Origin of the sequence: Crossiella sp. S99.2, assembly GCF_023094165.1 — a bacterium.
GTDB lineage: Bacteria > Actinomycetota > Actinomycetes > Mycobacteriales > Pseudonocardiaceae > Crossiella.
Genome location: NZ_JALMDK010000019.1, coordinates 142,272 through 168,693, shown reverse-complemented (window position 1 = coordinate 168,693; position 26,422 = coordinate 142,272). Strand labels below are relative to the sequence as shown.

18 protein-coding genes are annotated in these 26,422 nt (G+C 71.2%); 11 read left to right on the top strand and 7 right to left on the bottom strand.

The window, feature by feature from the left end:
* Window positions 1-12: 12 nt before the first annotated feature.
* Both MZC64_RS43530 and MZC64_RS43525 read right to left on the bottom strand, forming a co-directional pair.
* Window positions 13-5,688 (bottom strand): sialidase family protein, encoded by a 5,676-nt coding sequence (locus MZC64_RS43530; protein ID WP_247765260.1) that lies wholly within the window; start codon window positions 5,686-5,688, stop codon window positions 13-15.
* 193 nt (window positions 5,689-5,881) lie between these two features.
* Entirely contained in the window at window positions 5,882-10,099 is a 4,218-nt protein-coding gene (locus tag MZC64_RS43525) for a trypsin-like peptidase domain-containing protein (RefSeq protein ID WP_247797789.1), read from the bottom strand.
* Between the two features lie 98 nt (window positions 10,100-10,197).
* On the opposite strand from MZC64_RS43525, the gene MZC64_RS43520 reads away from it, so the two are divergent.
* Window positions 10,198-11,001, top strand: coding sequence for an alpha/beta fold hydrolase (locus MZC64_RS43520; RefSeq protein ID WP_247765391.1), 804 nt, complete (start codon window positions 10,198-10,200; stop codon window positions 10,999-11,001).
* 6 nt (window positions 11,002-11,007) lie between these two features.
* Here MZC64_RS43520 and MZC64_RS43515 read toward each other — a convergent pair whose 3' ends face one another.
* The gene (locus MZC64_RS43515; protein ID WP_247765262.1) at window positions 11,008-11,928 is read right to left on the bottom strand and encodes a M56 family metallopeptidase; all 921 of its coding nucleotides are present in this window, start codon (window positions 11,926-11,928) and stop codon (window positions 11,008-11,010) included.
* Window positions 11,925-12,287, bottom strand: coding sequence for a BlaI/MecI/CopY family transcriptional regulator (locus tag MZC64_RS43510; RefSeq protein ID WP_247765263.1), 363 nt, complete (start codon window positions 12,285-12,287; stop codon window positions 11,925-11,927). Before MZC64_RS43510 ends, MZC64_RS43515 begins: the two co-directional genes overlap by 4 nt.
* A gap of 98 nt (window positions 12,288-12,385) precedes the next feature.
* Between MZC64_RS43510 and MZC64_RS43505 the strand changes: the two genes are divergently transcribed.
* Window positions 12,386-13,393, top strand: a complete 1,008-nt coding sequence (locus MZC64_RS43505; RefSeq protein WP_247765264.1) for a C40 family peptidase — start codon at window positions 12,386-12,388, stop codon at window positions 13,391-13,393.
* A 55-nt stretch (window positions 13,394-13,448) separates the two neighbouring features.
* The gene (locus MZC64_RS43500) at window positions 13,449-14,318 is read left to right on the top strand and encodes an aminoglycoside phosphotransferase family protein (RefSeq protein WP_247765265.1); all 870 of its coding nucleotides are present in this window, start codon (window positions 13,449-13,451) and stop codon (window positions 14,316-14,318) included.
* A 15-nt stretch (window positions 14,319-14,333) separates the two neighbouring features.
* On the opposite strand, the gene MZC64_RS43495 is transcribed toward MZC64_RS43500, so the two are convergent.
* Window positions 14,334-15,164, bottom strand: a complete 831-nt coding sequence (locus MZC64_RS43495; RefSeq protein WP_247765266.1) for an MBL fold metallo-hydrolase — start codon at window positions 15,162-15,164, stop codon at window positions 14,334-14,336.
* 168 nt (window positions 15,165-15,332) lie between these two features.
* Between MZC64_RS43495 and MZC64_RS43490 the strand changes: the two genes are divergently transcribed.
* From MZC64_RS43490 to MZC64_RS43480, 3 genes are all read left to right on the top strand, one after another.
* Window positions 15,333-16,205 (top strand): LysR family transcriptional regulator, encoded by an 873-nt coding sequence (locus tag MZC64_RS43490; RefSeq protein WP_247765267.1) that lies wholly within the window; start codon window positions 15,333-15,335, stop codon window positions 16,203-16,205.
* Between the two features lie 57 nt (window positions 16,206-16,262).
* Window positions 16,263-16,766: a GNAT family N-acetyltransferase gene (locus MZC64_RS43485; RefSeq protein ID WP_247765392.1), complete on the top strand. Its 504-nt coding sequence runs from the start codon at window positions 16,263-16,265 to the stop codon at window positions 16,764-16,766.
* A gap of 70 nt (window positions 16,767-16,836) precedes the next feature.
* Entirely contained in the window at window positions 16,837-17,706 is an 870-nt protein-coding gene (locus tag MZC64_RS43480) for an AraC family transcriptional regulator (RefSeq protein WP_247765268.1), read from the top strand.
* A gap of 54 nt (window positions 17,707-17,760) precedes the next feature.
* Here MZC64_RS43480 and MZC64_RS43475 read toward each other — a convergent pair whose 3' ends face one another.
* A complete protein-coding gene (locus MZC64_RS43475; RefSeq protein ID WP_247765269.1) occupies window positions 17,761-20,955 on the bottom strand; it encodes a S8 family peptidase in 3,195 nt (1,064 codons plus the stop codon).
* Window positions 20,956-21,086: 131 nt separating this feature from the next.
* Here MZC64_RS43475 and MZC64_RS43470 point away from each other — a divergent pair, with 131 nt between their 5' ends.
* Both MZC64_RS43470 and MZC64_RS43465 read left to right on the top strand, forming a co-directional pair.
* On the top strand, window positions 21,087-21,743 hold the full coding sequence (locus MZC64_RS43470) for a response regulator transcription factor (protein WP_247765270.1): 657 nt from the start codon (window positions 21,087-21,089) through the stop codon (window positions 21,741-21,743).
* Window positions 21,740-22,894: a HAMP domain-containing sensor histidine kinase gene (locus tag MZC64_RS43465; RefSeq protein WP_247765271.1), complete on the top strand. Its 1,155-nt coding sequence runs from the start codon at window positions 21,740-21,742 to the stop codon at window positions 22,892-22,894. Before MZC64_RS43470 ends, MZC64_RS43465 begins: the two co-directional genes overlap by 4 nt.
* Here the strand turns inward: MZC64_RS43465 and MZC64_RS43460 are convergent.
* Window positions 22,878-23,528: an O-methyltransferase gene (locus tag MZC64_RS43460; RefSeq protein WP_247765272.1), complete on the bottom strand. Its 651-nt coding sequence runs from the start codon at window positions 23,526-23,528 to the stop codon at window positions 22,878-22,880. The two genes, MZC64_RS43465 and MZC64_RS43460, sit on opposite strands and share 17 nt — an antisense overlap.
* Window positions 23,529-23,600: 72 nt before the next feature.
* Here MZC64_RS43460 and MZC64_RS43455 point away from each other — a divergent pair, with 72 nt between their 5' ends.
* The 3 genes from MZC64_RS43455 (at window position 23,601) to MZC64_RS43445 (ending at window position 26,357) form a co-directional block, all read left to right on the top strand.
* Window positions 23,601-24,251, top strand: coding sequence for a TetR/AcrR family transcriptional regulator (locus MZC64_RS43455; RefSeq protein ID WP_247765273.1), 651 nt, complete (start codon window positions 23,601-23,603; stop codon window positions 24,249-24,251).
* A 110-nt stretch (window positions 24,252-24,361) separates the two neighbouring features.
* On the top strand, window positions 24,362-25,537 hold the full coding sequence (locus tag MZC64_RS43450) for a serine hydrolase (protein WP_247765274.1): 1,176 nt from the start codon (window positions 24,362-24,364) through the stop codon (window positions 25,535-25,537).
* A gap of 34 nt (window positions 25,538-25,571) precedes the next feature.
* Window positions 25,572-26,357, top strand: coding sequence for a MerR family transcriptional regulator (locus MZC64_RS43445; RefSeq protein ID WP_247765275.1), 786 nt, complete (start codon window positions 25,572-25,574; stop codon window positions 26,355-26,357).
* Window positions 26,358-26,422: the final 65 nt, after the last annotated feature.

Genomic DNA, 26,422 nt, shown 5'->3' with positions numbered 1-26,422 from the left:
TTTCCTTGCCCCTCAGCCCTGGAGTGCGGTCAGCTTCTGCTTGGCCGCGTCGAGTTTGGCCTGGTACTTGGCATCGGCCGCGGTGAGCCGGGTGTAGATCTCCACCGCCTCCTTGGCCATGGTCACCGCCTCGGGTTTCTTCCCGTTCCCAACCGCGTAGTCGGTGCCCGGGTTGAGCAGCCAGGTCGCGAGGTGGTCGGCGTAGGAGGGTCCCTTCAACGCCACCGTCCGGACCGCGGCGTGTCCTTCCTGGACCTTGGTCAGGCCGCCGGCCTTGTCGCCCTTGTTCCAGGTGCGGATGCCCTGCCACACCAGGGCATCGGCCTCGTGCAACTTGTGGTCGGACTGCTGCGGTTCCTGCTGGGCCAGCTGCCGGTAGGTGCTGACGGCCTCACCCAGCAAGGCGATCGCCTGGTCGTGTTTCCCGGTCTCGGCCAGGAAACCGCTGGCGGGCATGCGGATCCACTGCGCGAACGCGGCGGCGTAGCCGGGTCCCTTGGCCACCAGGGTGCGGGCCAGGTTGACGCCCTCCAGGGTCTTGTCCCGGCCCTTGTCCTTGTCTCCCTTGTAGAACATCCGATATCCCTGCCACACCAGGGCATCCGCCTCGTTGAGCTTGTACTCGAACTTCTGCGGCTCCTGCTGACTCAGCTGCCGGTAGGTGCTGATCGCCTCACCCAGCAATCCGATCGCCTCATCGTGCTTGCCGGTCTCGGCCAGGTAGCCACTGACCGGCGTGCGGATCCACTGGGCGAACCCGGCGGCGAAGCCGGCTGCCTTGGGCGCCAGGGCACGGGCCACCGCAATGCCTTCCAGGGCCTTGTCCCGGCCCTTGTCCTTCTCACCCTTGTTCCAGATCCGGGTGCCCTGCCACACCAGGGTGTCCGCCTCGTTGAACTTGTGTTCCAGCTTCTGCGGTTCCAGCTGGGCGTTCTTGCGGTAGGTGGTGACCGCCTCACCCAGCAAGGCGATCGCCTGGTCGTGCTTGCCGGTCTCGGCCAGGTAGCCGCTCACCGGGGTGCGGATCCACTGCGCGAACGCCGAGCCGAAGCCGGGTCCCTTGGCCACCAGGGGACGCGCCAGGTCGATACCGGCCAGTGCGCGGTCCCGGCCCTTCTCCTTCTCCCCCTTGTTCCAGATCCGGGTGCCCTGCCACACCAGGGTGTCCGCCTCGCTCAGCTTGTGCTCGAACTTCTGCGGTTCGTACCCGCTGAGCCTGCGGTAGAGCGCGATCGCCTCGTCCAGCAACGTGATCGCCTCATCGTGCCTGCCGGTCTCGGCCAGGTAGCCACTGACCGGGGTGCGGATCCACTGCGCCAGCGTGGCCGCGTAGCCGGGGCTCTCCCGGACCAGTTCGCGGGTGAACTGGAGGGCTTCCTTGGCCTTGACCACGGCCTGCTCGCGTTCACCCCGGTTCCACAGCCGGGTGGCCTCGGTGAGCAGTGCCTCGTTGTGCTGGTGCCGGGCCTCGGCGGTCAGCTTGCTGATCGCCTCGGGCGCCGACCAGGTGATGCCGTCGGCACTGGTGGACACGCTGACCCGGTTGGTGTCCACGGCATCCCGCCAGATCGCGGCGAGCTTGCCGCCCACCACGCCCAGCGAGGGCGTGCCGAGGGCGTGCGCCTGGGCGTGCAGGGCCCGGGGTGCGACCCAGTTCGCGCCGTCGCCGGTGTCGCTGACGGACAGGCCGTCGCCGGCCGCGTTGCGCCAGATCGCGAACACCTTGTTGTTGTGCGAGGTCAGGCTCGGCGCGGCCGGTGACCTGGCGGCACTGGCGTCCAGCACCTTCTGGTTGGCCCAGGTCACGCCGTCGTTGCTGAACGCGGTGTAGAGGGCCTCATCGCCCTCCCAGCCCCGCCACAGCTGGGCCAGGGTGCCGTTGTTGAGCGAGGCCAGGCCCGGCGCGGCGGCGGTGGCGCCGTTGTTGACCACCTGCTGCGGCCGCTTCCAGTTCTTGCCGTCGTGGCTGACGGTGAGGTACTTGCCCTGGTCCGCGCCCTTGAACAGCAGGTGCAGCTGGTCGTTGTGCACGGTCAGGCCGATCCCGCCGGTGGCCAGCGGAATGGGCGCCAGCCGGACCGGTTCGGTCCAGGTCTTGCCGTCGGCGCTGGTGGACACGGCGATGGTGCGCTCGTTGTTGCCGTCCTTCCAGGAGAACGGCCCGCTCTGCCAGACCGCGACCAGCTTGTCCCGGAAGGCGGTGATGGCCGGGACCTCGCCCGCGGTGTGCGGACCGGCGACGGTGACCGGCGGCCACCATGCCTTGCCGTCGGCACTGGTGGCCACCAGCACCTCGTCCTGTTTGCCCTGCCACACCATGAAGTGCTTGCCGCCCAGGGTGGCCCGCGAGCTGCCGCCGAGTCCGCCGAAGGTCTTGCCGATCTCGGCCGGCGGCACCGGGTTGGGCTCGCCGGGCGGGTCCAGCACGTAGTTCGGGTGGGTGGCCTTGGTCTGGATCCGCAGCGAGCGCATCAGCGCGGTGATGGTCTGCGGGTCCTGCGCGGCCGGGTTGGCCACCAGGTCGGTGGCGTAGTACTCGATCCGCTCGCCCAGGGCGCTCCGGCGCTGGCCGCCGATGGTCACCAGGCAGCGGGCCACCGGGTCCGGGGTGGTGACCTCGGCGGGCGCCGCGGTGCAGCCCGGGATCTCGGCCTGGCTGAACACCTTCTGCTCGTGCAGCGCGTCCTTCTCCGCCAACTGGTTCTGCGCGGCCTTGCTGAACAGCGCGGCCAGCGGACTGGTCTCGTTCCTGATCTTGCGGGCGTTCAGCGAGGACGGGACCGCCCGGTCGCCGTAGAGCAGGGCCCGCAGCCGTTCGTCGCTCTGCAACGCGGTCGGGAAGCCGAGTTCCAGGTAGGCCCGCAGCAGGCGCAGGTTGGTGTCGATCGCCTTGGCCTCGGGCAGTTTCGGCTCGGCGTCCTTGAGATCATCGGCCACCAGCGCGTAGTACCGGGCGCGCCGCTCGGCCAGCGTCTTGCTGATCCGCGGGTAGCTGAGGTAGGTGTCGTCTTCGGCCATGGCGCCGTGGGGCTCGTACTTGGGCGCGTTCTTCACCCTCGGGAAGAAGTCGACCGGGTTCATCGTGCACGAGCCGTCGTACGGTTCGTCGTCATGGGGCTGTACACCGGGGTACCGGCACCGCTCCACCGTGCCCACACCGCTCATCCTGGCCAGCGCGGTCTCGTTGGTCTGCCCGGGGATGACCCCGCGGACCTGGAACTCGACGTTGATCCGGACCAGCTTCGTGCTGCCCTGGGTCACCGACTTCGTGCAGCCCACCGGCGGATCCGGCGACCACTTGCACGGGATCCGGGTCGGGCCCTCCAGGTCGTACCGGCCGTAGGAGTGGTCCATCGCGGACACCGAGGCCCAGCAGGTCCGCAGGTTCACGGTGTTGGGGTGCAACTGCTTGAGCAGCTGCACTGGAGCGGGCAGCTTGTCGCTCTTGATCAGGTCAGGCATGGCCGCGAGCCCGGTCTCCCCGGTCGGGGTGTAGCAGTGCTGCACCTCGACGTCGTCCCGCTTCATGAACCCTTCGACCTTCTGGTTCCGGTCGCCCCAGAGGTTGAACGGCCGGGTGGGCTCCTGCACGGTGGAGTCGGACTCGTACTTCTTCAGGCTGTTGGCCAGCGCGATCATCCGCAGGGCGTTCTCCTCCTGCAGACCGCCCAGCAGCGAGTTGGTCGCCACCCAGGGGCCGGTGGTCGGCTTGAACCGGGGCTGGTTGAACCGGCGGGCCGCGCCGACCACGTCACCGCCAGCCTTGAGCAGGTCGTCGACCCTGGCCACGCCGAACTTGCCGTCGCCATCGGGGTCCACCAGTGGTTCCTGCGCGGCCAGCGCCGGGTTCTGGTCCATCAGCACGGCGTAGGCGCGCATCGCGGCGGCCAGCAGGGTCGCGTTCGGGGTGCCCGCGGCGGGTTTGTTGTGCCCGTACTGCGGCCCGAAGTTCTCCTCGGCCCACTTGGTCAGGTAGTTCACCAGCGCGGTCGGGTTGTTGGTGGCCAGGATGCCCGCGGGCGGCACGTCCTGGGGTTCGCGCATGAACACCGCGCTGCGGGCGAGGTCGTCCCCGGCGTCGGAGTATGCCTCCGCGCCGAACTTGTAGGTGTCGTTGCCCTGGTCGTAGGAGGGGATCGGGCGGTTTTCCCGCGCGGCGTAGTCGACGTACTTGCGGATCGCGTTGCGGAACGGGGTGGCCGCGTCGGCCTGCATGCCTGCCAGGATCGCCTGGATGTCGCCCTGGAAGTTGGTGGCGATGGTCAGCAGCGCGGAGTGCAGGTCCTTGATCTGCTGGGTCAGCTGGAAGTTGGACTGCGCGATGGCGATGAGCACCTGGTCGAACTTCATCAGCATGTCGCCGTACATCAGGTTCAGGGTGGCGTCGATGCGGTCGAAGCGGGAGTTGACCTGGGTCTGGAACGCGATCAGGAAGTCCTTGAGCTGCTTGAAACTCTCCCGCATCTCGGTGTGCATGCCCTGGATGGCCTGTAGTTCCGGGCTGGGTCCGCCGCCACCGCTGCCGAGCAGGCCGACCAGGGTGGTGATCAGGCCGACGGCCGCGCCGATCACGGTGCCGATGGCCGGGACGATCGAGCCGATCGCCGCGCCCGCCGCGATGGCGGTGCCCAGCGCGGCCACCGCGTTGATCATCGGCAGCACGTGCTTGCCGATCTTGTACAGGGTGTCGGCGAACTTCACCAGGTCCGCGGCGTAGCGCGGGCTGAGCACCTTGGCCACGGTGGCGAAGGCGGTCAGGCCGCCCTTGACGTAGTCCAGGTAGGTGTCGAACTTCTTGGCCTGTTCCTCGAAGTCCTTCAGTTCCTGCTCGGAGGGCTTCTTGATCTCGCCGGTGTTCTGGTCGACGTGGTCCTTGACCCACTGCATGGCCTGGCCCAGCGGGGTGTTCGGCGAGTTCGGGTCGCCGAGCACCTTGATCAGCGGCTTGATCTGCTTGTTCAGCGCCTCCATGCCCTGCTTGAAGCCCTGTTGGAAGCCGGCCTGGATGGCATCGACGTCAATGACCTTCTTGACCTGCGGCAGCTGCTTGAGGGTGTCCAGCGGCGCCACCGGGTCCACCGCGGCGGTCTCGGCGACGGTGGCCTTGCCGAGCCGGGTCTTCCAGGTGCTGTTGAGGGTCGCGTCCCGGCCGGCCGCCTCGCGCAGCGCGGTCCAGATCGTGGGCGCGATCTCGATGGAGGACACGGTGAACTGCTGCAGCACCCCGCGCAGTTCCTCCGGCGAGTTGGCGCTCTTGAGGTCGCGTTTGGTCAGCACGCCGAGCAGCGTCTTGAGCTGCTTGCCGCCCTTGTCCACCTCGGGGACGGCGTAGAGCGCCTCCACGCCCCGGCCGAGGGTGTCCGGCACCAGGTCGCGCTCGGTGGCCGGGGCGACGGCCAGGCCGACCACCCGTTCCACGTCGGCGGCGTGCCGGTTCAGCACGTCCGCGGTGGCGGCCGGGTTCTTGGCCCGCCAGTCCAGGAGTTCGGCGCTGAGCAGCAGGTTGCGGTCGTGGGTGCGGCCGTTGTCCTTGAGCTGGACGGCGGCGCTGAACAACGCGCTCGCGAGCTGTTCCGGGGTGATCCCCGGTTCGGCCGCGGCCGCGTTCGGCGCGGCGAGCCCACTCGCCAGCACCGCCGTGGCCACGACAGGCGTGACCAGGCGGCTGGCGAATCCGGTCAGATTCATCAACGTTCCTCGCGATCGGGGGCGCGGCCGGTACGGCACGGGGGCGTGATCACCCGGGCCGGAGCCTGCCCAGCGGATCGGCCGGATGCCAGGTCGCGGCGTATCCCCCTGCGGGCGGCGAACTGGATACACCCGCTGACCAGCGCGAATCTGCACGGGGGCAACGGGTCTGCCCGATCGGGCGGCCGGCTGGTCAGGGGCAGCCGGTGACCTGGCGGGCTGGTTCGGGGAGCTGGGCGATCCGCTCCTCGGACAGCTTGGCCGGGCCCACCGCGGCGCACACCGCGGCCCGCCGCGCGCCGGCGGCCGCGGGCAGCACGGTCGGCGCGGGCACCACCTGGTAGAGCAGGCCGCCGGGTGCGGTCTGGGTGCGTTCCTCCTCGACGCCGAACCAGCCGTTGCGCCACACCACGGTGAGCGGGCCGGGTTGTTTGCCGGGCCGGATGCCGTTGTCGGCGGGCAGGTTCTCCGGCACGGTGAGGTCGGCGGCGGTGCGTACCCGGACCGTCTCGTCCTCGGCGAGGGTGAGTTCGGCGGCGGGTTCGGGCAGGGCCAGGGTGTCGGCCAGGCGGCGGGTGGTCAGGTCCCAGAGTTCGACCCGGTCCGGCAGGGCCACCGCGAGGGTCTGGCCGGCCGGGTCCACGGCGAGTGCGGAGACGTCCCGGGAGAACTCGAACGGCAGGGTGAAGGCGGTGTCCGGGACCTCGGCGCTGTCGGCCAGGCGCAGGCGGCGGACCTGGCCGTCGGACTCGGCGATCAGCGCGGTCTCGCCGAGTGGGAAGACCTGGATCACGCCGACCGGGACGTTGTCCTTGCGCCGCTCCGGCACGGTGGCCTGCGGGTGCAGCCGGTGGCCGGTGCGCAGGTCCCAGCGGGTGATGGTGCGGTCCAGCACGGTGGTCAGTTCGGCACCGCCGGTGAAGGTCAGGCCGACCGGGGTGACCAGGACGGGCTGGTTGCCCAGGCCCAGTTCGGTGATCTTGGTGAGGGTGGCCGGATCGTAGACGGTGACCACGAACTGGTGTTCGGTGGCGGTGTCCCGGCGCCGGGCGACGGCCAGCCGGGCGCCGTCCGGGGACAGGGCCATCGACTTGGGCGAGAACGCGTCCAGGGGGTGCCTGCGCTGCTCGGCGGGCACCAGTCCGGTGCGGCGCTGGGTGTTGAGGTCCCAGGTCTGCACGGATCCGTCCAGCAGTTGCACGTGCAGCCGGGAGCCGTCGGGGGCGAAGCGCAGGTTCTCCGCCGAGGCCACCGCGGAGTCGATCGATTCCAGCGGCGGGATACGCAGGCCGACCAGGGTGTTGTCCGCGGCCAGCACCACCCGGCCGGAACCGTCCGGTTGGAAGGCGGCGGCGCGCACGCTCCAGCTGTCCTTCTCGTCCTTGCCGCCCAGGGCCGGGATGGCGAAGCGGCGGTCCGGGGCGCTGCCGTCCACACTCCAGACCGCGAGCACGTCGGGGTGGTCCGGGCCGGTGCGGAAGGTGGCCACGAGTTGCCGGGCGGAGGTGTCCAGGCGCTGGTTGTGCGGCCGGCAGGTGCTGCCGTGCACGGGCAGGTTCCGGTAGAACCTGCGCTCGGCGATGCCGATCACGACGCCTTGTTCCACTGTCTGGTCCTTGAAGCAGCCGCCCATCACGACGTCGTCGGCGGAGTTGGCCACCGGCAGGCCGCCGGGCATGGACGGCAGGTTCCGGGTGCCGCGCGGGCTCAGCTCCAGCAGCGGGTAGCTGCCGTCGGCGGCTTTGGCGTCCAGTACCAGCGCGGTGTCCGTGCCCCGGGCGGCCAGCGCGGTCGCGCCCACGCCCTGCTCGTTGCGCAGCGGGTTGGGCAGCTCCAGGGTGGTGCGCGCGCCCGAGCCGTCCAGGGCCAGCAGGGCCAGGGTGCGGCCGCCGGACTCCCCGAAGGCGAGGGTCTTCCCGGTGCGGTCGAGCAGGAAGGCGGCCGGGAACTGGGAGTTGAAGTTGCCGGGGAACGGGACCAGCCTGCGCACCTCGCGGTCGGCGGCGAGGTCCCAGAGCAGCACCACGTCCTCGCCCTTGGCCAGGGACTGCGGGTTGAGGCGTTTGGCCGAGACCACGGCGTGGCCGGGGTCGAGGATGACGATCCGGTTGGCGAAGGTGAACTCCGCGGGCAGGGTGTAGGTGCGGTCGGTGTGCGCGCGGTCGAACTGGCGGATGGTGAAGCGGTTGGTGAAGCCGTCGGTGGCCGCGGCGGCGGTGGCGTCCGCGCTGACCGAACGGCTGGCGGCGCTGTTGCCGCCCATCTCCATCACCCGCTGTGCCAGCCGCAGGCCCAGGTAGTCCGCATCCGTCCGGCGGCGCACGGCGGGCGGTTCGGCCAGCGCGGCCGCGCGCTGGTTGATCAGCAACCGTTCGGTGAGGGTGTCCGCCCGCTCCGCCCCGGCCTTGAGCGTGTCCAGCGCGGCGGTGCTGCGCGCCTCGGCCGCGCGGGCCTGTTGCCCGGTCACCTGATCCCGCCACAGCAGCGCGCTGCCGGTCAGCAGCACGAGGACCAGCGCGGCCACGCCGATCCGGGTCAGCAGCGAGTTGCGGTGCGCGCGCTGCCCGGCGCGGATGTACTCGGCCTCACCGGGCAGCACCTGGTCCGCGTGTGCTTTTTCCTTGCGCAGCGCGGTTTTCAGCGTGCTGCCGCGCGGTAGCAGCGCCTTCTCCCGGCCGGAGGCACGCCACTGCCCGGCCTGCTGGTGCACGGTGTCCTGCCAGCTGCGGAACTCCCGTTCGGCGGTCAGCCAGTCGCGTAGCCGGTCCCAGCCGTGCACCAGCTGCTCGTGCGCGAGTTCGACCTTGCGCCCGCCGCGGTCGCTGTCGCTGACGGTGATCAGGCGGGTGGTGGCCAGGCTGTCCACCACCGCGGCCAGCGCCGGGTCCAGGTCGGCGGCGTGCAGTGGGCGGCGGGCGTAGCCGGTCTCGCCGATCGGGCTCAGCAGCTGGCAGAGCAGTCGGCGGGCGGAGTCCTGGTCGGGCAGGTCCTGCCACACCGTCTCGGCGTAGCGGGCGATCGCGCCGGTGACGCCGCCGATCCCGTCGTAGGCGGCGTGGTCGATGACGCCGCCGCGTTGCCGCTCCCACAGCATGGTCAGCGCGAACTGCAACAGCGCCAGCGACCCGGCCGGGGTGTGCGTGACGATCCGCTCGACCAGTCCGGGCGCGTAACTCGGCATGGCGGGGGCGCGCAGCGGGGCCTCGATGATCTCGCGGAGTTCGGGCTCGGCCGGCGGTCCGAGCAGGGTCATCCGCTCGTTGAGCAGCTGCGCCATTCCCGACCGAGCGGTCAGCACACCGATCAGATCGCTGCGCACGGTGACCAGCACGGTGACGGTCCAGCCCGGCCGCGGTCCGGCGAGGTTGGCCAGCGCGCGCAGCACGTCCTCGGGCTGTTCGGTCCCGCTGTGGTGCAGTTCCTCGAACTGGTCGACCAGGACCAGCAGTTTCCGCTGTCCCTCTGCCGCGGGCAGCAGGTCCGGGGCCGGGCCGGTGAGCAGGGCGCGGGCGGCCTCGGCGGTGGGGCTGTGTTCGGGCAGGTGCGGGCGCAACGCGGTGGCCAGCCCGGTCCAGATGGTGGCCGAGGGCGTGGCCCGCACTACCGCGACCCGGTAGCCGTCCCGCCGCAGCGCGGGCGCGACCCCGGCCAGCGCGAGGGAGGACTTGCCGCTGCCGGAGGGTCCGGCCAGCACGGCGAACCTGTTCTCCTGCAACGCGGTCACCAGTTCGGTGGTGCGGGCGGCGCGGCCGTGGAAGGTGTCCGCGTCCTCCTCGGTGAAGGGCGCCAGGCCGCGGAAGGGCGGCCGGACCAGGGCGAGCCGGTGCAGTTCCGGCCAGGCCTGGTTGAGCAGCGCGGCCGGGATCAGGTAGCCGGTGCGCCGGTGCGCCTGCCGTTCGGCCGCCGCGACAATACCGACCACCCCGTCGGCGGCGTGGTCCCAGACCGGCGCGCCGCTGAACCCGGGCGCGAGGGAGAACCCGCCGGTGCGCTCATCGTCGATCTGCACCATGCCCGAGGCCGAACTGCCGCGCAGCACCCCACTGGCCCACACGCCCTGGTCATGCCCGACCGGCACGCCGAACGCGCGCACCTCGTGTCCCCACACCGCGTCCACCGAGACCACCCGGGCCGCCGCCGCGGCCTCGGGCGTGCGGTCCAGGACCAGTCCGGCGACATCACGTTCGGGATCCCAGGAGGCCACCGTGGCCTCGACGAACTCCCCCGCCGCGACCAGCGGGAAGTCCACCCGCACCGGCAACCGCGGCGCGGGCCCGGCCAGGGGCACCCCCAGCGCGTCGGCGACCACGTGCGCGCAGGTCAGCACCTGCCGCGGCCCGACAAGGCAGCCCATGCCCAGTGGCTCACCGCCGCGAAACAACCGGACCACCGATGCCGCAAGCGGATCCACCCGCACCCTCCCCGCCTCGGACTCCCCCCAGTGTCGCGGTACGCACCCGCTCCGTTACGCCAAGTTGCCCCTTCGGGCAGGGATAACCTGCCAGCGTGATGATCGAGTCCACCTACCCGGCCGCGGACGGCCGCCCCCTCTTCTTCACCACCCTGGGCACCGGCCCACTGCTGGTCCTGTTGCACGGCGGCGGCCCCGACCACCGCAGCCTGCTCCCCCTGGCCGACCACCTGGCCGACCAGCACACCGTGGCCCTGCCGGACATCCGCGGCTACGGCCGCTCCCACTGCCCCGATCCGGCCCAGCACACCTGGAACCGCTACACCGAGGACGTGCTCGCCCTACTGGATCACCTTGGCGCGCAACGGGCCGCGGTGGGCGGCACCGGCCTGGGCTCGACCATCAGCCTGCGCACCGCGTTGCGCCATCCGGACCGGGTCGCGGCCACCGTGCTGATCAGTGTCGAGGACATCGAGGACGACGCGGGCAAGGCCGCCGAGGCCGAGTTCCTGGCTGCTTTCGCCGAGCGGGTGCGGACTTCGGGCATCGAAGCGGGCTGGGCGCCAATCCTGCCGCAGCTGGCGCCGTTGATCGGCGAGCTGGTGCGGGAGGCGATGCCGCGGGCGGATCCGGCCAGTGTCGCGGCGGCCGCGGCGATCGGGGCGGATCGGGCGTTCAGCGGGGTGGACGAGCTGGCCGGGATGGCGGTGCCGACGTTGATCTTCCCGGGCACTGACCACCGGCACCCACCCGCGGTGGCGCGGGAGTTGTTGGGCCGTCTACCGAACGGTCGGTTGGCGAGCGGTGGGTTGACGGCGGAGTTGCGCAGCGCGGCGGAGCTGGCGGACGCGGTGGGTCCGGCGGTGCGGGAATTCCTGGGCGAGTTCCACCGCTCGGCCTGACCAGGCTCAATGCGTGCCGAGCACCAGCGACAGCACGCACAGTTCGCTGACCTCGCTCGCCGCCCAGCCCGCGCTGACCACCACGCAGGCCAGCACCAGCACCGGCAGCACCCGACGCCAGTACCGACCGCTCGGTCGGGAGAGGTGCGTGATCCGGGCGGCCAGCTGCTCGCCCGGAGCTGCCGTGTGGTGCGGGAAGGCGCGCAACGCGGCCAGCACCGCGGGCACGCCCTGTCTACGGGCGGCGACGGCGTCCGCGTCCAGTTCGGTCAGCAACGCCACCTCGGCAGGGGCGGCCTGGAACAGCGGGGCGAACGGGAAAGCCTTGCGCAGCGCGGCAAAACTCGCCACCAGCAGGTGGTGCCGCCGGGTGCGGTGGGCTTGTTCGTGGGCCAGCACCGCGGCCAGCTGACCTTCGGGCGCCTGGCTGAGCAGGCCGGTGCTGACGACGGTGGGACCGGCCGCGCCGGCCAGGCTGTAGGCCAGGGGCTGGTCGTGCGGCAGGGTGACCACGTCGTGACGGCCGGGGACCGGGGTGGCCAGCAGGGCCAGGGCGTCGCGGTGGTTTCCGGTGCTGTGCCGGACGCGGCGGGCGTGCGGGATCGCGATCAGCAGCAGGCGGGTGACCAGCAGTGCCACCAACAACACGGCGGTGGTGTGCAGGCCGGACTCAGGGGCGAACAAGCCCGCCGCGCGCAGCGCTGTCCAGCACCGGTGGACAGTCGCGGACCAGGCCGCGGTGGTGACCTCGGGGAACAGCAGCAGCGCGATCCCGGCGGGCAGGGCGAGCAGCACCCCGGCGGCGGTGAGCACCCAGGCGGTCAGGGCCAGGGCCGGGGACAACGTGCGGCGGGCCAGCCGGAGGGCCGGGGCGGCGTACCAGGCCAGCGCCAGGGCAGCGGTGATCAGCAGCAGGCCCGCGGTCACCGGGGACGGCCGTCCTCGCCGAGCACATCGCGCAGCGCGGCGGACTCCTCGGCGGAGACCGACTGGGCGAAGTGCAGCAGGACCGCGGCGGAGTCCGGGGACTCGTCGAGCACCTCGCGCAGCAGGCGGGCGGTGCGCTGGGCGCGGGTGGCGGTGGCCAGGTACCGGAACGCGCGGCCGTGCTTCTCCCTGGTCAGCCAGCCCTTGCGGCACAGCTTGTCCAGCACGGTCTGCACCGTGGTGTAAGCCAGCTCCCGATCGGGCCGCAGCGACTCCAGCACGTCACGGACGGCGACCGCGCCCTCGGCGGCCCACACCACGTCCATGATCGCCGATTCCAGTTCCCCAAGCCCGTGCACCTGCGCATTCTGGCACGTCCAGACCACCTTCCTCGAACTCCTACGCTCGATAGTAGTGTGGCGGCGTGGCCGTCAAACCCAACCGCCGACCCGTTCGGATGACTCTGCTGATCGCCGCCCTCGGCGCCACCTCGGTGGCCGTGCCGGGCGCGGCGGCGGCCGATCCACCGCCGCCAGCCAACGCCTCCGAGGCGCTGACCAAGCTCACCGAGCTGAACAAGGAGGCCGTGAAACTCACCGAGGAGTGGCACAACACCCGCGACGACCTGGACCGGCGCCGCAAAGACCAGGACACCGCCAGGACCCAGCTCGACCAGGCGAACCGGGAGGCGGGCACCGCCCGGGACAGCATCAGCACCTACCGGGTCGAGGTGGACAAACTGGCCGCGGCCTCCTTCGACAACGTCAGCCTCAACCCGGTCGCCACCCTGATGACCAGCGGCTCACCCCAGGACTTCCTGGACCGGATGTTGTTGCTGGACATCATTTCCAGCGAACGCAAGGACACCATGGAGGGCTACCGCCGGGCCTTACAGCTGGCCGAGACCGCGCAGCGCCGGGCCGAGGAAGCCGGCCGCCGCGCGGGCGACGCCGAGGCGCAGGCGAACCGGCTGCTCGGTGAACTGGACCAGCGCAAGACCGAGATGGACCGCCGGGTGGCCAGTGCCAAAGCCCAGCTGGACCGGCTCTCCGCCCGGGACCGCGGCGCCCTCACCGGCGGCGGCCAGACCAACTACACGGTCAACGACATCCCGCAGGGCCTGGCCCAGCAGGCCATGCAGAAAGCGTTGGGCCGTCAGGGAAAGCCCTACGTCTGGGGCGCCTCCGGACCGGACACCTTCGACTGCTCCGGCCTGCTGTTCTGGTCCTACCGCCAGCTCGGCGTCACGCTGCCCCGCTCCAGCCGGGACCAGGCCAGGGTCGGCACCGCGGTGACCAGGGACCAGTTGCGACCGGGTGATTTTGTGGCCTTCTACCAACCGGTCGGTCACATCGGGATCTACGTGGGCGACGGGAAGATGGTGCACGCGCCACAGGGCGGGGACACGGTGAAGGTCTCCGGCGTGATGTGGGGCGATCTGGTCGCCATGCGCCGCCTGGGCTGAGCCCTCCGGTGGGTGGCAGGCTGCTCGGGATCCCCCCTACCCGCAGGAGCCGCACTTGACCCTCGACACCGCCCCGCCCATCGATGCCGCGCTGGCCAGGCGGCTGGTCGACACCCAGTTCCCGCGGTGGGCCGGGCTACCGCTGGTTCCGCACGCACCGTCAGGCTCGGATCACGTGATCTACCGGCTGGGCGAGCAGCTGTCCGTTCGGCTGCCGCGCCATGCCGGTGCGATCACGCAGGCGCGGAAGGAAGCCGAGTGGTTGCCCCGGCTCGCCCCGCACCTGCCGCTTGCCATACCCGAACCGGTGGCGGTGGGCGAGGCGGACTTCGGCTACCCGTGGCCGTGGGCGGTGTCGCGCTGGCTGGACGGCGAGGTGGCGACCGTCGAGGCCCTGGCCGGCTCGCATGAGGCCGCCGGTGTGCTGGCCGGATTCCTGACCGCACTCCACCGGTTCGACGCCGAACCGACCGAGGAGTTGACCGGCCGCCCACTGGCCGCGCGCGACCCGGCAACGCGTTCGGCCATCACGACAGTCGGCGATACGTTCGACACCGCGGCGATGACCGAGTTGTGGAACGCGGCCCTCGCCGCCCCTGGCGGGGACCGTCCACCGGTCTGGCGCCACGGCGATTTCCACACCGGCAACCTGCTGACCACCGGCGGCCGGCTCAGCGCGGTCATCGACTTCGGCGAGTTCGGGGTAGGCGATCCGGCCTGCGACCTGATCATCGCCTTCACCCTCCTGTCGGCCGAGACCCGAGCCACCTTCCGCGCCGCGCTCGACGTGGACGAGGCCACCTGGACTCGCGGTCGCGGCTGGGCCTTGGCCACCGGCCTGAACGCCTACGTCTCCTACGCCGCGGTCAACCCCCGCGTGGCCGAGCAGACCACCCGCCAGATCACCCAGGCCCTCACCGGCTGACCAACGCACCGATCGTCAGCCACGACTGCCGCCGCGTTCGTTCCGTTCGGCGAGCCGCCGGGCCTGCCCGTCGTGCACATCGCTTACCCATTCCCAGCCGGGCTTGGCCGAGGGGCCGACCCGCGGGTCACTGGGAACACGGCCCTCGCGCAAGGCGAGCACGTACGCCCGATCCCGCTCGATCCGTGCGTGCAGCTCAGCGGTTCCGCCGACTGACCCGTGGCCGGGGACCACGACCTCGACCTCCTCCGCCACGCCCGCCAGCAGTCGCAGCGCGGCGAGATAGTCCTCGATCGGGTCAGCGGTGTCGCCCAAATCGAGCATCGGAACCAGGACATCGGAGAGCATGTCGCCGGCGACGAGCACCCCGCGTTCCTCGATCACCAGCGCCGCATGGCCCGGCGCGTGCGCCTGATGCTCGATGATCCGGACTCGCGGGCCAGCCCAGGGAATCGTCTCGGCGGGCAGAGCGGTGATGAGGCCGTACAGGTCCAGCGGGACCCGCTCGGCGATGCCCGTCGATTCCAGATGGGCGGTGATCTCGGCCTTCGCACCGGGATTGGCCAGCTCTGCCCGGACCGCGGCCGCGCAACGGGCGGTGCCATACCGCGGGGCCGTGCCGAACCGGGCATGCCACAGCAGGTGATCCCAGTCCGGATGCGTGGAGAAGCCGGCCACCACGGGCTGGCCCAGCTCGGCCAGATCGTTGGCGAGGCAGACCATTTCGTGGTCCTGCACCCCGGGATCGATGAGCAACACGCCGTCGTGTCCTTGCACCACAATGGCGTTGCTCTGCACGAACTCGCTCTCGTGCACCAGCACACCTTCCGCCACCTGCCTCAGCATGGGCCGGCCTCGCGGCTGGTGTGCCGGTGCAGCGATCGCCGCTCGGTGTCGTTCATGTCGTCGCCTCCTGGATCCGCTGGTGTGTCGGGACCGATCCTGACCCGGAACCTTGCGGTGATCAACGCGCAGATCCGACCTGATTGTTCGGCCATGCTGAATAATCCGGGCATGGAACGGCAGGACATCGAGGTGTTCCTCACGCTGGCCGAGGAACTGCACTTCGCCCGGACCGCGGAACGCCTGCGGCTGGCCCCCGCCTCGATCAGCCAGACGATCAAGAAGCTGGAGCGCCGGTTCGGTGCGCCGCTGTTCACCAGGACCACGCGGCGCGTGAGCCTGACCCCGCTGGGCAGGCAACTGCTGGACGACCTGAGCCCGGCCTACGCCCAGGTCCAGGCCGCGATCGCGCGGGCCATCACGGCAGGTCACGGCCACACCGGCGAACTGCGCCTCGGCTACATGTCCGCCGCGGTGGCCCGCCGGGTGCTGGCGCTGGTCGGCGCCGTCCGCGGCCACACACCCGGTGTCCAGGTCAGCATCCGCGAGACCACCCTGGCCGACCTGTGCGGACCGCTGCGCCGAGCCGAGATCGACCTGTCCGTGCTCCCCCTGCCGGTCGCCGAACCCGGCCTCACCGTGGGACCCGTGCTGCTGTCCGAGACCGCGCTGCTCGCCGTCTCCGCCGGCCACCCCCTTGCCCGGCAGGCGGTGGTGACCGCCGATGACCTCGCCGGGCAGACTTTCCTGTTCGCGCAGGGCCTGCCCGAGTACTGGATCGACCAGCACCTGCCCACGGCCCGCTCGGCGAGCAGGATCACCACGGTGTCCGGGTTCCAGGAGATCCTGGCCTACGTCGCCTCCGGGCACGGTGTCGCCGTCGTGGGCGCTCAGGTCGAGCAGTTCTACCCACGCCCGGACCTGGCCTGCGTACCCATCGAGGGCAGCCCCACCTTCGACTACGCCCTGGTGTGGCGCACCGACGACCTCAGCCCGCTCGCCACCACCTTCCTGCGCCACACCGGCGAGCGAGTGATCAAGTAGCGCTGTGGTTAATCCAGGCCGGCGAGGCCGGGTGGCGGGTACCGTGCTGCGGTGCCCATGATCGAACGCCTCCGGCCTGACCACGCCGCGGCGGTACTCGCGTTCGAGCGGGAGAACCGCGCTTACTTCGCGGCCTCGGTACCCGACCGGGGCGAGGACTACTTCACCGATTTCCCGCAGCGGCATCACGCGCTGCTGGCAGAGCAGGCGGCCGGGGTGTGCCATTTCCACGTGGTGCTCGGCGACAGCGGTGCGGTGCTGGGCCGGGTGAACCTGGTCGATGTGGCCGATGGCTGTGCCGAGCTGGGGTTCCGGATCGCGGAGCAGGCCGCGGGCCAGGGCCTGGCCACAGCGGCGGTGCGCCAGCTGTGCGCGATGGCGGCGCGGGACTACGGACTGGTGAGCCTGCGGGCCTCCGCGGCGGTCGACAACCCCGGCTCCCGGGCGGTGCTGGGCCACGCCGGGTTCGCGCCAACCGGGGAGGACGTCCTGTTGGCCGGGCGTCCGGGGCTGCGCTACCTGCTGCGGCTGGCCGATCCCGCGCCGAGCTGCCCCGACTGATCGGATCGGTTCGCCGCGATCGGGCGCGGCCGGGCGCCATCGGTCAGGGTTGATGTCGAAGGGAGGCCACATGATCTCGGCACTCAACCGGCTGGTCGATCTGGTCGAGCAGCACCTGGACGCGGAGTTCGACCTCGACGGCCTGGCCAGGACGCTCGGCACCACCGAGTATCACCTGCGCCGGATGTTCTCGTCCCTGGCGGGCATGCCGCTGTCGGACTACGTGCGCCGGCGCCGGATGACCGTGGCCGCCGCCGAGGTCGTCCTGGGCCAGCACGATCTGCTCAGCATCGCCGTCCGGCACGGCTACGGCTCCACCGAGGCATTCGGCCGGGCATTCCGGGCGGTGCACGGCGCCGGTCCGAGTGATGTCCGCCGGGACGGCGGCCCCCTTCGCACCCAGCCACAACTCAGGTTCCGCCTGACCGTCGAAGGGAACATCCCCATGGACACCCGCATCCTCGACCGCCCCGCGTTCCGGCTGCTCGGCCACGCCACCCGCGTCCCGCTCATCCACCACGGCGTCAACCCGCACATCCAGCAGCACATCACCGCCCTGCCGCAAGAAGAACACTCGCGGCTCAAGGCCCTCGGCAACACCGAACCCCAGGGCCTGCTGCAGGTCTGCGACGACCTCGACCCCGACAACACCGAAGGCAGCGAACTGACCTACCTGCACGGCGTGGCCGTCTCGCCGGACACCCCGGCCCCCGACGACCTCGACGGCATCGAGGTGCCGGCCGGGCGGTGGGCGGTCTTCCGCACCACCGGCCCCTACCCGCAGACCCTGCAGACGACCTGGGCCGCGACCGCGACCGAGTGGTTCCCGGCCAACCCGTGGCGGCTGCGGCCAGGACCCTCGATCGTCACGGTGCTCGACCGCGCGGAGGATTTCAGCACCGCGACCTGCGAACTGTGGCTCCCGGTCGAACCGAGCTGACCGGCCCCGATGCCGGGCGGCTTCCGGCCGCCCGGCATCGGTCACTCGGTCAGATCAGCGTTTCAGTTCGTAGGCGCGCACGATGGTCTGCTCAAGCTTGTTGCCATCGCTGTCGATCACCTTGGCACGCAACGAAACGAACCCGTCGCCCGCCGGGTGCACAAGCCTGGCCGACGCCTTGTCGATCGGCGCCTGCTGCCAGGTCTTGCCGTCGTCGTAGGAGACCTCCACCGTCAGCTCGCGCACGATGGCCCCCGGCGAGCCGGGCTGGCGCTCGACGGCCACCGGAACGGTGAACGGCACACCCGCCTGTGCCCGGTTGAACTCGTCGAGCTGCGGGGTGAACCGGACGGCCATCGCGGGCACGGCCGCCGTGCGGGCGGTGTTCCGGGACCGGAACGTCCACGATGCACTGACCTTTGTGGACAGTGTGGTGACCGTCCTGGTCGCCTCAGTGTCCACCCGGTACTCCGCCGCTTCCTTGGGCAGGGTGAAGTCGCCGAATCCGGGTTTGTCGGTTTCCGCGATCTTCTTGCCATTCTGGTACACCGTGGTGTGCCCGCGGTCCGACCGGTCGGGCATGCCCCAGTGCCCGGCGCCGTCGCTGAACAGCGGCAGCCGCACGGTCAGCGTGTCGCCGGTCCTGGTGAGCCAGTGGTCCGGTGCGAACCGCTCCGGCATCGCGGGGCCCACGACCCCGGTGTTCCAACGCTCCACTGTGGACTGACCAGCGCGGTAACGCTTCAACACCGAGCGCAGCTCCGTCTCCGAGGCCCGGTCGGGACCGGTGCCGAACTGGGTGAGGACACCGCTCCACCGCACCCCCTCGGCGAGGATGTGCTCGGTGCGCCGGGACGGCAGCGGTAGGTCCAGCATGCGGGAGTACGCCACGGTGTCCCCGCGCAACGGCTTGGGCAGCATCGCCTTCCCGCCGGTGCGACTGCCCGAGAGGCTGGCGTACTCCGCCTGCACCGTGGCCAGGTCGGCCTCGCGGACCCGGCGCTCGAAGCCCGTCGGCAGGCGGCCCTGCTCGAACCACGCCAGGTCATAGGTACGGGTGCTGTCCTCCCACTGCGTGTGCACCCTGGCGGTCAACTCGTCCCGGTTGAGGGCCGGACCGATGTGCCCGGTCGAGATTCCGTTCAGGTCGCCGGCCAGGATGCCGCCGCCGACCCAGACCCCGCTCGGCAGGGTCCTGACGAAGCCGACATCGGCGTTGAAGACCGTGGCGGTCGGGCTGGGCACGGTGACGGTGACCGGCCGTGCCACCCTGGCGTCCAGGGTGATCGCGAGGTTGCGGGTGACCTCGAGAACCGGGTACAGCAGCAGGGTGGTCTCGCTCCCGGTGAAAATGCTGGAGTAGAGGGTGTAGCTGCCCTTCGGCAGGCGCAGGGTGGATTTTCCGTTGGCACCGCTGACCTGGTGGTCGGTGGTGGCACCCGCCGCGGTGGCGGAGAAGTCCGACGCGGGGCGGCCTGCGCGGTCGATGACGTCGAGGGCGACGTCGTAGCTCTCGGCCTCCTTGTCCACGGCGAGCGGAGTGCCCACGGTGACCGTCGAGTCGGACGCGATCAACCTGCCGGTGTAGAGCGCGTCCGCTCCTGGCGTGCGGGTGTCCGCGGTGACCTGGACCGTGGCCTCGCCGCCGGCGGGCACGGTCACCGTCGTCTGGTCCACAGTGAACAGTCCCTGTGGCGCCTGCGTCTCGATGCGCAGGGTGAGCGTGCGCGCGGTGGTCCCGGTGTTGCGGTAGGTGACCGGCTTGGTCACCGGTTTGTCGTCGTTGTGCGGCCACTGCTGGGTGCCGAAGCCGAGGCTGCCGGAGGTGCTGATCAGGGTCTGGCTCAGCGCTTTGCCGACGTCGACCCGGCCCGAGCCCTGCTCGAAGACGCCGAGCGTGGGGTTCGGGGTGGCGGAGGAGGTCAGCTGCGCCTTGAGATCGGCGGCCTTCCACCCCGGGTTGCGCTGGGCCAGCAGCGCCGCGACCCCGGCGACGTGCGGGGTCGCCATCGACGTGCCGGACATCGACACGTAGCCGTCCCCGGCGGGCGTGCCGATCCGGCCGTGCGTGGCCTTGCCCGCCACGATGCCGACGCCGGGAGCGGTGATGTCGGGCTTGATCGCGCCGTCGCCGACCCGCGGCCCACGGCTGGAGAACGGGGCCAGCTTGTCGTCCCGGTCGACCGCGCCCACGGTGAGCGCGGCGTCCGCGCTGCCGGGGGTACCGACGCTCTTGGCGTGCGGGCCGCTGTTCCCGGCCGCGATGACGAACAACGTGCCGTACTTGGCGGTCAGCGTGTTGACCGCCTCCTCCAGCGGATCGACCTCCGCGCCGTCACCGCCGCCGAGGCTGAGGTTGGCGATGGTGGCGCCCTGCTCGGCCGCCCACTGCATCCCGGCCAGGATCCAGGAGTCGTAGCCGGAGCCAGTGCTGTCGAGCACCTTGGCGTCGAGGATCTTCGCGCCGTAGGCGACGCCCTTGAACTTGCCGCCGGACTTCGCGCCGGTGCCCGCGATGGTGGAGGCGACGTGCGTGCCGTGCCCCTGCCGGTCCACCGCGTCGGCGTCGCCGGTGAAGTTGCGCTCGGCCAGCTGCCGGTCGGCCAGGTCAGGATGGGTCTCATCGACGCCGGTGTCCAGCACCGCCACCTTGATCCCGTTGCCGGTCAGGCCGCTCTGCCAGGCCGACGGCGCGCCGATCTGCGCGGTGCTGCGGTCCAATGTGGACTTGCGCTTGCCGTCCAGCCACACCCGCTCGACACCCGCGGTGGTGATGGTCTGCCAGAGCTGCGCGGCCCGGCTCTTCTCGACCGACACCGCGGCCGCGCGCACGCTGGGCAGCTCGGCGGTGACCCGCACCCCGGCCTCCCGCACCTGCGGCGCACTCATGATCAACGGGAGGTCGGCGCGGGTGATGTCGTCGTAGCCGGACTCGATCAGCGTGCTCACGTCGAACAGTCGCCGGTCCAGAATTCCCTTGCGCAGCAACGGTTCCGCGTCCTCGGGGACCACCTGCAGGCGACCGCCGACCTGCCGCGTGCTGAACCGGGTCCGCTCCCGCCCTTCGGCCGGCCGGACCACGGCCGAGGCGATCTTGCCGGGGGTCACCCCGACCCGGTCGCCGGTCACCAGGGTCACCCACCGCAGCGGTCCGGGGTCCGATGTGGACTCGCGGGCCGCCGCGGTGCTGGTGCCCGGCACCAAGGTGGCGCCGAGCACCAGCACCGCGCCCAACATGCGCAATCGCACGAATGCCTCCAGCTCTCCGAGCAGACGATGATGGGCACATCAAGCACCACGGTCGATAAATCCGGGATAACCACCGCTCTCGGTTTCCGCCGGCCGCCCCTATGCTCAGGTCGAACGGGTTGGGAGGCCGCATGCGGGTGTTGCTCGTCGAGGACGAACGGGTGCTGGCCGAGGCCATCGCGGAGGGACTGCGCGAGGAAGCGCTGGCCGTGGACGTGGTGCACGACGGCGGCTCGGCCCTGGAGCGGATCGGGGTGCACGCCTACGACGTCGTGGTCCTCGACCGGGACCTGCCGGTGGTGCACGGCGACGAGGTGTGCCGCGCGATCGTCGATTCCGTTGCGGCGACCCGGGTTCTGCTGCTCACCGCCGCGGGTTCGGTGCTCGACCGGGTCGCCGGCCTTGGCCTCGGCGCCGATGACTACCTGCCGAAGCCGTTCGTGTTCGCCGAGCTGGTGGCCAGGGTGCGCGCGCTCGGCCGGCGGGCCCGGCCCGCCGCGCCACCGGTGCTGAGCCGCGCCGGGATCCGCCTGGACCCCGGACGCCTGGAAACCCATCGGGACGGTGCGCTGATCCCGCTGTCCCGCAAGGAGTTCGCCGTGCTGGAGGAGCTGTTGCGGGCCGACGGGATGCCGGTCTCCGCCGAGGAACTGCTCGACCGGGCCTGGGACGAGCACATCGACCCGTTCACCAACGTGGTGCCGATGACGGTGATGAAGCTGCGGCGCAAACTGGGTGACCCGCCGGTGATCGAGACCGTGCCCGGCGCGGGATACCGGATCCCATGACCTTCCGCACCCGGCTGACCGTGCTGTGCGGGGTGGTGGTCCTGGGCGCGAGCGCGGCGCTGCTCGGCCTCATCTACCTGCTGGTCGCCAACAGCCTCGACCGCGTGCTGGGCTCGACCGCGCAGACAATGATGACGCGGGACGATCAGGACCCGATCTTCGGGCTCGCCGTCCCCGTGCCGCCGGATACCTCATTGGACCAGATCAGCGCGCTGCAGGAGCAGTTCCGCTCGGCGACCCTGGACTCCCTGCTGTTGCAGGGAACGATCGCCTTCGCCGTGGTCGGCTCCGCCACCGTGCTGCTGGTGTGGTCGCTCGGCGGACGGGCGCTGCGGCCGCTGCGGCGGATCACCGACACCGCGCGCCGGGTGGCCGACCGCAGCCTGCACGAGCGCATCGCGCTGGACGGCCCGGCCGATGAGATCAAGGAGCTGGCCGACACCTTCGACACCATGCTCGACCGGCTGGACCGCGCCTTCGACGGGCAGCGCCGGTTCGTCGCCAACGCCTCACACGAACTGCGCACCCCGCTGACCACGCAACGAACGCTGGTCGAGGTGGCCATGCGGCGCAAGGACTCCCCACCCGAGCTGCGCAAGCTCGGCGACTCGCTGCTGCTGATCAACGAACGGCACGAACGACTTCTGGAGGGACTGCTCACCCTGGCGCACAGCGAGAACGAGCCGCCGGTCACCGAGCCGGTCGACCTCGCCGACCTCGCCCGCCGGGTCACCGACCAGACGGGGGCCGAGGCGGCGGCGGCCGGGGTGACGATCCGGTCCAGCCTGGCGGCGACACCGGTGCACGGCGACCCGGTGCTGCTGGAACGGGCCGTGCAGAACCTGGTCGAGAACGGCATCCGGCACAACCTCGCCGAGGACGGCTGGGTGCGTGTGGAAACCGGCCCGCCGGGGACGATCTCGGTCACCAACTCCGGCGCCGTGATCACCACCGAGGACCTGCCCCGGCTGTTCGAGCCGTTCCGCCGACTCGGCGGCGACCGGATCGACTCCCGGCGCGGCAGCGGACTGGGCCTGTCGATCGTCCGCTCGGTGGCGCACGCCCACGGCGGCCGGGTCACCGCCGAGCCGAGGCCCGGCGGCGGCCTGACCGTGTCGCTGGTACTGCCCGCGATCACAGCCGACAGCTGATCTCCATACCGTCCTCGACCGGGAAAGTGACGCTCTGGTAGCCGTTTCCCGGGTCGCGGACGTAGTCGAGATAGGGCTGCAAATCAGCCAGGTCGACGTCGTCGGCCACCACCAGGGTGCCTGGGGCCAGTCGGGGTTCCAGGAGCTTGAGCACTGGCAGGCACAGGTTTTTCCAGCCGTCGAGCAGGAGGAAGTCGACCGGGGTGTCCTCGGCGAGGGTGTCCCGGGCGTCACCGAGCCGGATCGTGATCAGGTCGGCCAGGCCGGACTCGGTGAAGGTGCGGCTGGCGGCCTCGGCCTTGGCCGCGCTGAGTTCGGTGGTGATGACCTGGCCGGCGCCGTTGTCGCGGACCGCGGCGGCCAGGTAGAGGGTGGAAATCCCGAATGAGGTGCCGAATTCGACCACGGTGGCGGGCCGGATGGCGCGGATCAGGTTGTAGAGCAGCCTGCCGCCCTGGGCCGAGATCGGCATGAAGATCTCCGCCGCGGCATCGGCCTGCTCCTGCGGCGTGGCCGCGGCGAAGTCGGTGCGCCAGGACGGCGGGAGGCGGGTCTCGTCCTGGTCGGCCGCGGCGAACATGCGGGTCAGCGCGGCACTGACCCTGGGGTCTTCGAGAGTGCTGGAATGCGTCATGTCGGCTAGAGTAGACGCAACGGTGCGTCTAGTCTAGGCAATATTGTCGTACCCTCAGCCGCGGAGGTGGCGATGAAATCGAACGACGTGGCGGCACCGCGCCATCGCGGCAATCGGCACGGGCGCAGTGAGCAGGCACGGCTCGCGGTCCTGGAGGCCGCCGATGATCTGCTGGTGGAGAAGGGATTCGCCGGAGTCACCGTCGAGGCCATCGCCGCGAGCGCCGGGGTGGCGAAACAGACCATCTACCGCTGGTGGAGCACGAAAACGGACATCCTGCTCGACGCCTTCCTGCAGGACGCGGCCGAAGACCTGGTCGTGCCGGATCACGGCGACCTCGGCCCCGACCTGCGGGACTACCTGCGGCGCCTGACGCACTTCCTGACCCGGTCGGACGCGGGCGCCGTGCTGCGCGCCCTGCTCGGCCACGCCCAGCACGACCCCGGGTTCGCCGCGGTGCTGCGGGCGCGATTCCTCGACGAGCAACACGACCGCGACCGGCTGGCGATCGAGCGGGCCGTCCACCGTGGACAGGTGCCGGCCGACCTCGACGTGGCGGCGGAGGTCGATCAGCTCGTGGGGCCGATCTACTACCGCGTGCTGGTCACCGGCAGCCCGATCGACGAGCAGTTCACCGACCGGTTGGTAGGGACGTTTCTGCGTCGCGTCGACGACATGACCCGCACCCACGCACCACTTGGGCCAACTGGTACGCCCACTTGAGCCAAACCGACGTACCAGTTGGCCCAACTCGCCGGAAGATCGGCATGCCGGGGCGACATCGCCGACGGAGTCGTTGACCCCGCCCCGAGGGCGGGCTGCAGCCTGGCCGCATGACACACAACAAGCCGCAGTCGTTGCGGCGAGCAGGGGCCACGGCGCTGACTGTCGCGTTGCTGGCCGGGGCCGCTCCCGAGGCCGCTGCCCGGCCGGATCGCCCAGCCTTGCAGCAGGCTGTGCAGGCGTTCGTTGACATCGGATTCGCCGGGATGCAGGTGCGCGTGCGCGATCAGCGTGGCGAGTGGACGGGCAGCGCCGGGGTGCGCGAACTGGGTGGGACCGCGAAGCCGCCGACGGACGGCAGGTTCCGGATCGGCAGCAATACCAAGACCTTCGTCGCGACCATGGTGCTGCAACTGGTGGCGGAGGGCCGGATCGGCCTGGATTCCCCCGCGGCCGACCACCTGCCGCGGTTCGCCCTGGACCGGCGGATCACGGTGCGGATGTTGCTGGCGCACACCAGCGGGATCTTCAACCACACCGGCGAGGTCGACCCGGACGGGACGGTCGTGCCGGGACTGCCCTCCACCGGCCAGGACTGGGTGGACAACCGGTTCCGCACCTACCAGCCGGACGAACTGGTGCGGTTCGCGCTGGCCAAACCGGCGAGGTTCGCACCGGGCACGGGCTGGAGCTACTCCAACACCGCCTACGCGCTGGCCGCGCTGCTGATCGAGCAGGTCACCGGCCGCTCGTTCGCCGAGGAGCTGCAGCGGCGGATCCTGCGTCCACTCCGCCTGGACAGCACCGTGGCGCCGGGCGCCGGGCCGGGGATCCCCGGGCCGCACGCGCACGGCTACTACCACTACCAGCATGCGGGCCAGGCACACACGGTCGACGTCACCCGCCAGAATCCGTCCCTGCTGTTCGCCTCGGGTGACCTGATCTCGACCACCCGGGACCTGCACACGTTCTTCGCCGCCCTGCAGAGCGGCAAACTCCTGCCTGCCCCGCTGCTGGCCGAAATGCGCCGGACCTCGCCGGACAGCAACGGTTTTGGCCTGGGATTGCGTGTGCAGGAGCTGGGCCCGGACTGCGGCGGCATGCTGTTCTTCCACAACGGCAGCACCGTCGGCTACGGGGCGCTGCTGTACAGCACGCCCGACGGCAGCCGGACCCTGACCGCCTCGATAACCGGTGGGGACGCCGAGGTCGATGTGGTGACCGCGTTCCCGAAGGCGTTGGACCGGCTGGTCAAGGCGGTGTTCTGCGGCGGGCAGGCGGGTTGACCTTGACCCTGGGGCGGGCCGCACACTGTCCGGCATGGCTCCTCCGACCGGCGTCACGATCGGCCAGGCCGCGGCCTTCACCGGGGTCACGGTGAAGACGTTGCGGCACTACCACCAGCACGGGCTGCTCGCCGAACCACCACGGGACAGCTCCGGCTACCGGCGGTACGGCTCGGCCGACCTGTTGCGGCTGGTCCAGGTCCGGATCCTGGCCACCGCCGGGGTGCCGCTGGCCGAGGCCGGGCCGCTGCTCGACGCCGACGCCGAGCAGTTCACCGCCGCGGTCAGCGACGTCGACCGGCGCCTCACCGAGCAGATCGCCGCGCTGACCGCCCGGCGCGACACCCTGCGCCGACTCGCCGAGGGCGACCGGCTGCTGCTGCCCGACCGCGCGCTGGCGATCCTGGACCGGCTCATCGAGCTGGGCTTCGATCCCGACTACGTGGTCGGTCAGCGGGAGGCCCTGGTGCTGGCCAGGGCGGTGGCGCCGGAGTTGTTCGACCTCTTCCTGACCCAGCTCGAACACCGGCTCGACGACCCGGAGTTCGTCGTCCTGACCAAGCGTGCCTGGGACGCGCGGACCTGGGATCCGGACGACCCGCGGATCGAGGAACTGGCCGCCGCACTGGCCGAGAACCTGCTGGCCGACCGCGAACTTCTGGCGGTACCGGCTGGCGTCCAGTCCACGCCCGAGGCTGTCACCCGGTACGGGCTGGTCAACCACCACCGCGAAGATCGGGAATCCACGGTCTGGGCCCGGTTGAACGGGCTCGTCGAGGCCAGGCTGCGCGCGGCGGGTGTGCCCGTCCCGCACCAGTGACGGCCGTCCGACACCGCCGCCTACCGAACGGTCGGTAGAGATGCAAAAGCGACCGGCGCACCCCT

What these genes read in the sequence shown, in the direction of transcription:
- MZC64_RS43530 (WP_247765260.1), bottom strand. Translation starts at nt 5,688, where the DNA reads ATGAATCTGACCGGATTCGCCAGCCGCCTGGTCACGCCTGTCGTGGCC.
- MZC64_RS43520 (WP_247765391.1), top strand. Translation starts at nt 10,198, where the DNA reads ATGATCGAGTCCACCTACCCGGCCGCGGACGGCCGCCCCCTCTTCTTC.
- MZC64_RS43505 (WP_247765264.1), top strand. Translation starts at nt 12,386, where the DNA reads ATGACTCTGCTGATCGCCGCCCTCGGCGCCACCTCGGTGGCCGTGCCG.
- MZC64_RS43495 (WP_247765266.1), bottom strand. Translation starts at nt 15,164, where the DNA reads ATGCTGAGGCAGGTGGCGGAAGGTGTGCTGGTGCACGAGAGCGAGTTC.
- MZC64_RS43490 (WP_247765267.1), top strand. Translation starts at nt 15,333, where the DNA reads ATGGAACGGCAGGACATCGAGGTGTTCCTCACGCTGGCCGAGGAACTG.
- MZC64_RS43485 (WP_247765392.1), top strand. Translation starts at nt 16,263, where the DNA reads ATGATCGAACGCCTCCGGCCTGACCACGCCGCGGCGGTACTCGCGTTC.
- MZC64_RS43480 (WP_247765268.1), top strand. Translation starts at nt 16,837, where the DNA reads ATGATCTCGGCACTCAACCGGCTGGTCGATCTGGTCGAGCAGCACCTG.
- MZC64_RS43470 (WP_247765270.1), top strand. Translation starts at nt 21,087, where the DNA reads ATGCGGGTGTTGCTCGTCGAGGACGAACGGGTGCTGGCCGAGGCCATC.
- MZC64_RS43465 (WP_247765271.1), top strand. Translation starts at nt 21,740, where the DNA reads ATGACCTTCCGCACCCGGCTGACCGTGCTGTGCGGGGTGGTGGTCCTG.
- MZC64_RS43460 (WP_247765272.1), bottom strand. Translation starts at nt 23,528, where the DNA reads ATGACGCATTCCAGCACTCTCGAAGACCCCAGGGTCAGTGCCGCGCTG.
- MZC64_RS43455 (WP_247765273.1), top strand. Translation starts at nt 23,601, where the DNA reads ATGAAATCGAACGACGTGGCGGCACCGCGCCATCGCGGCAATCGGCAC.
- MZC64_RS43450 (WP_247765274.1), top strand. Translation starts at nt 24,362, where the DNA reads ATGACACACAACAAGCCGCAGTCGTTGCGGCGAGCAGGGGCCACGGCG.
- MZC64_RS43445 (WP_247765275.1), top strand. Translation starts at nt 25,572, where the DNA reads ATGGCTCCTCCGACCGGCGTCACGATCGGCCAGGCCGCGGCCTTCACC.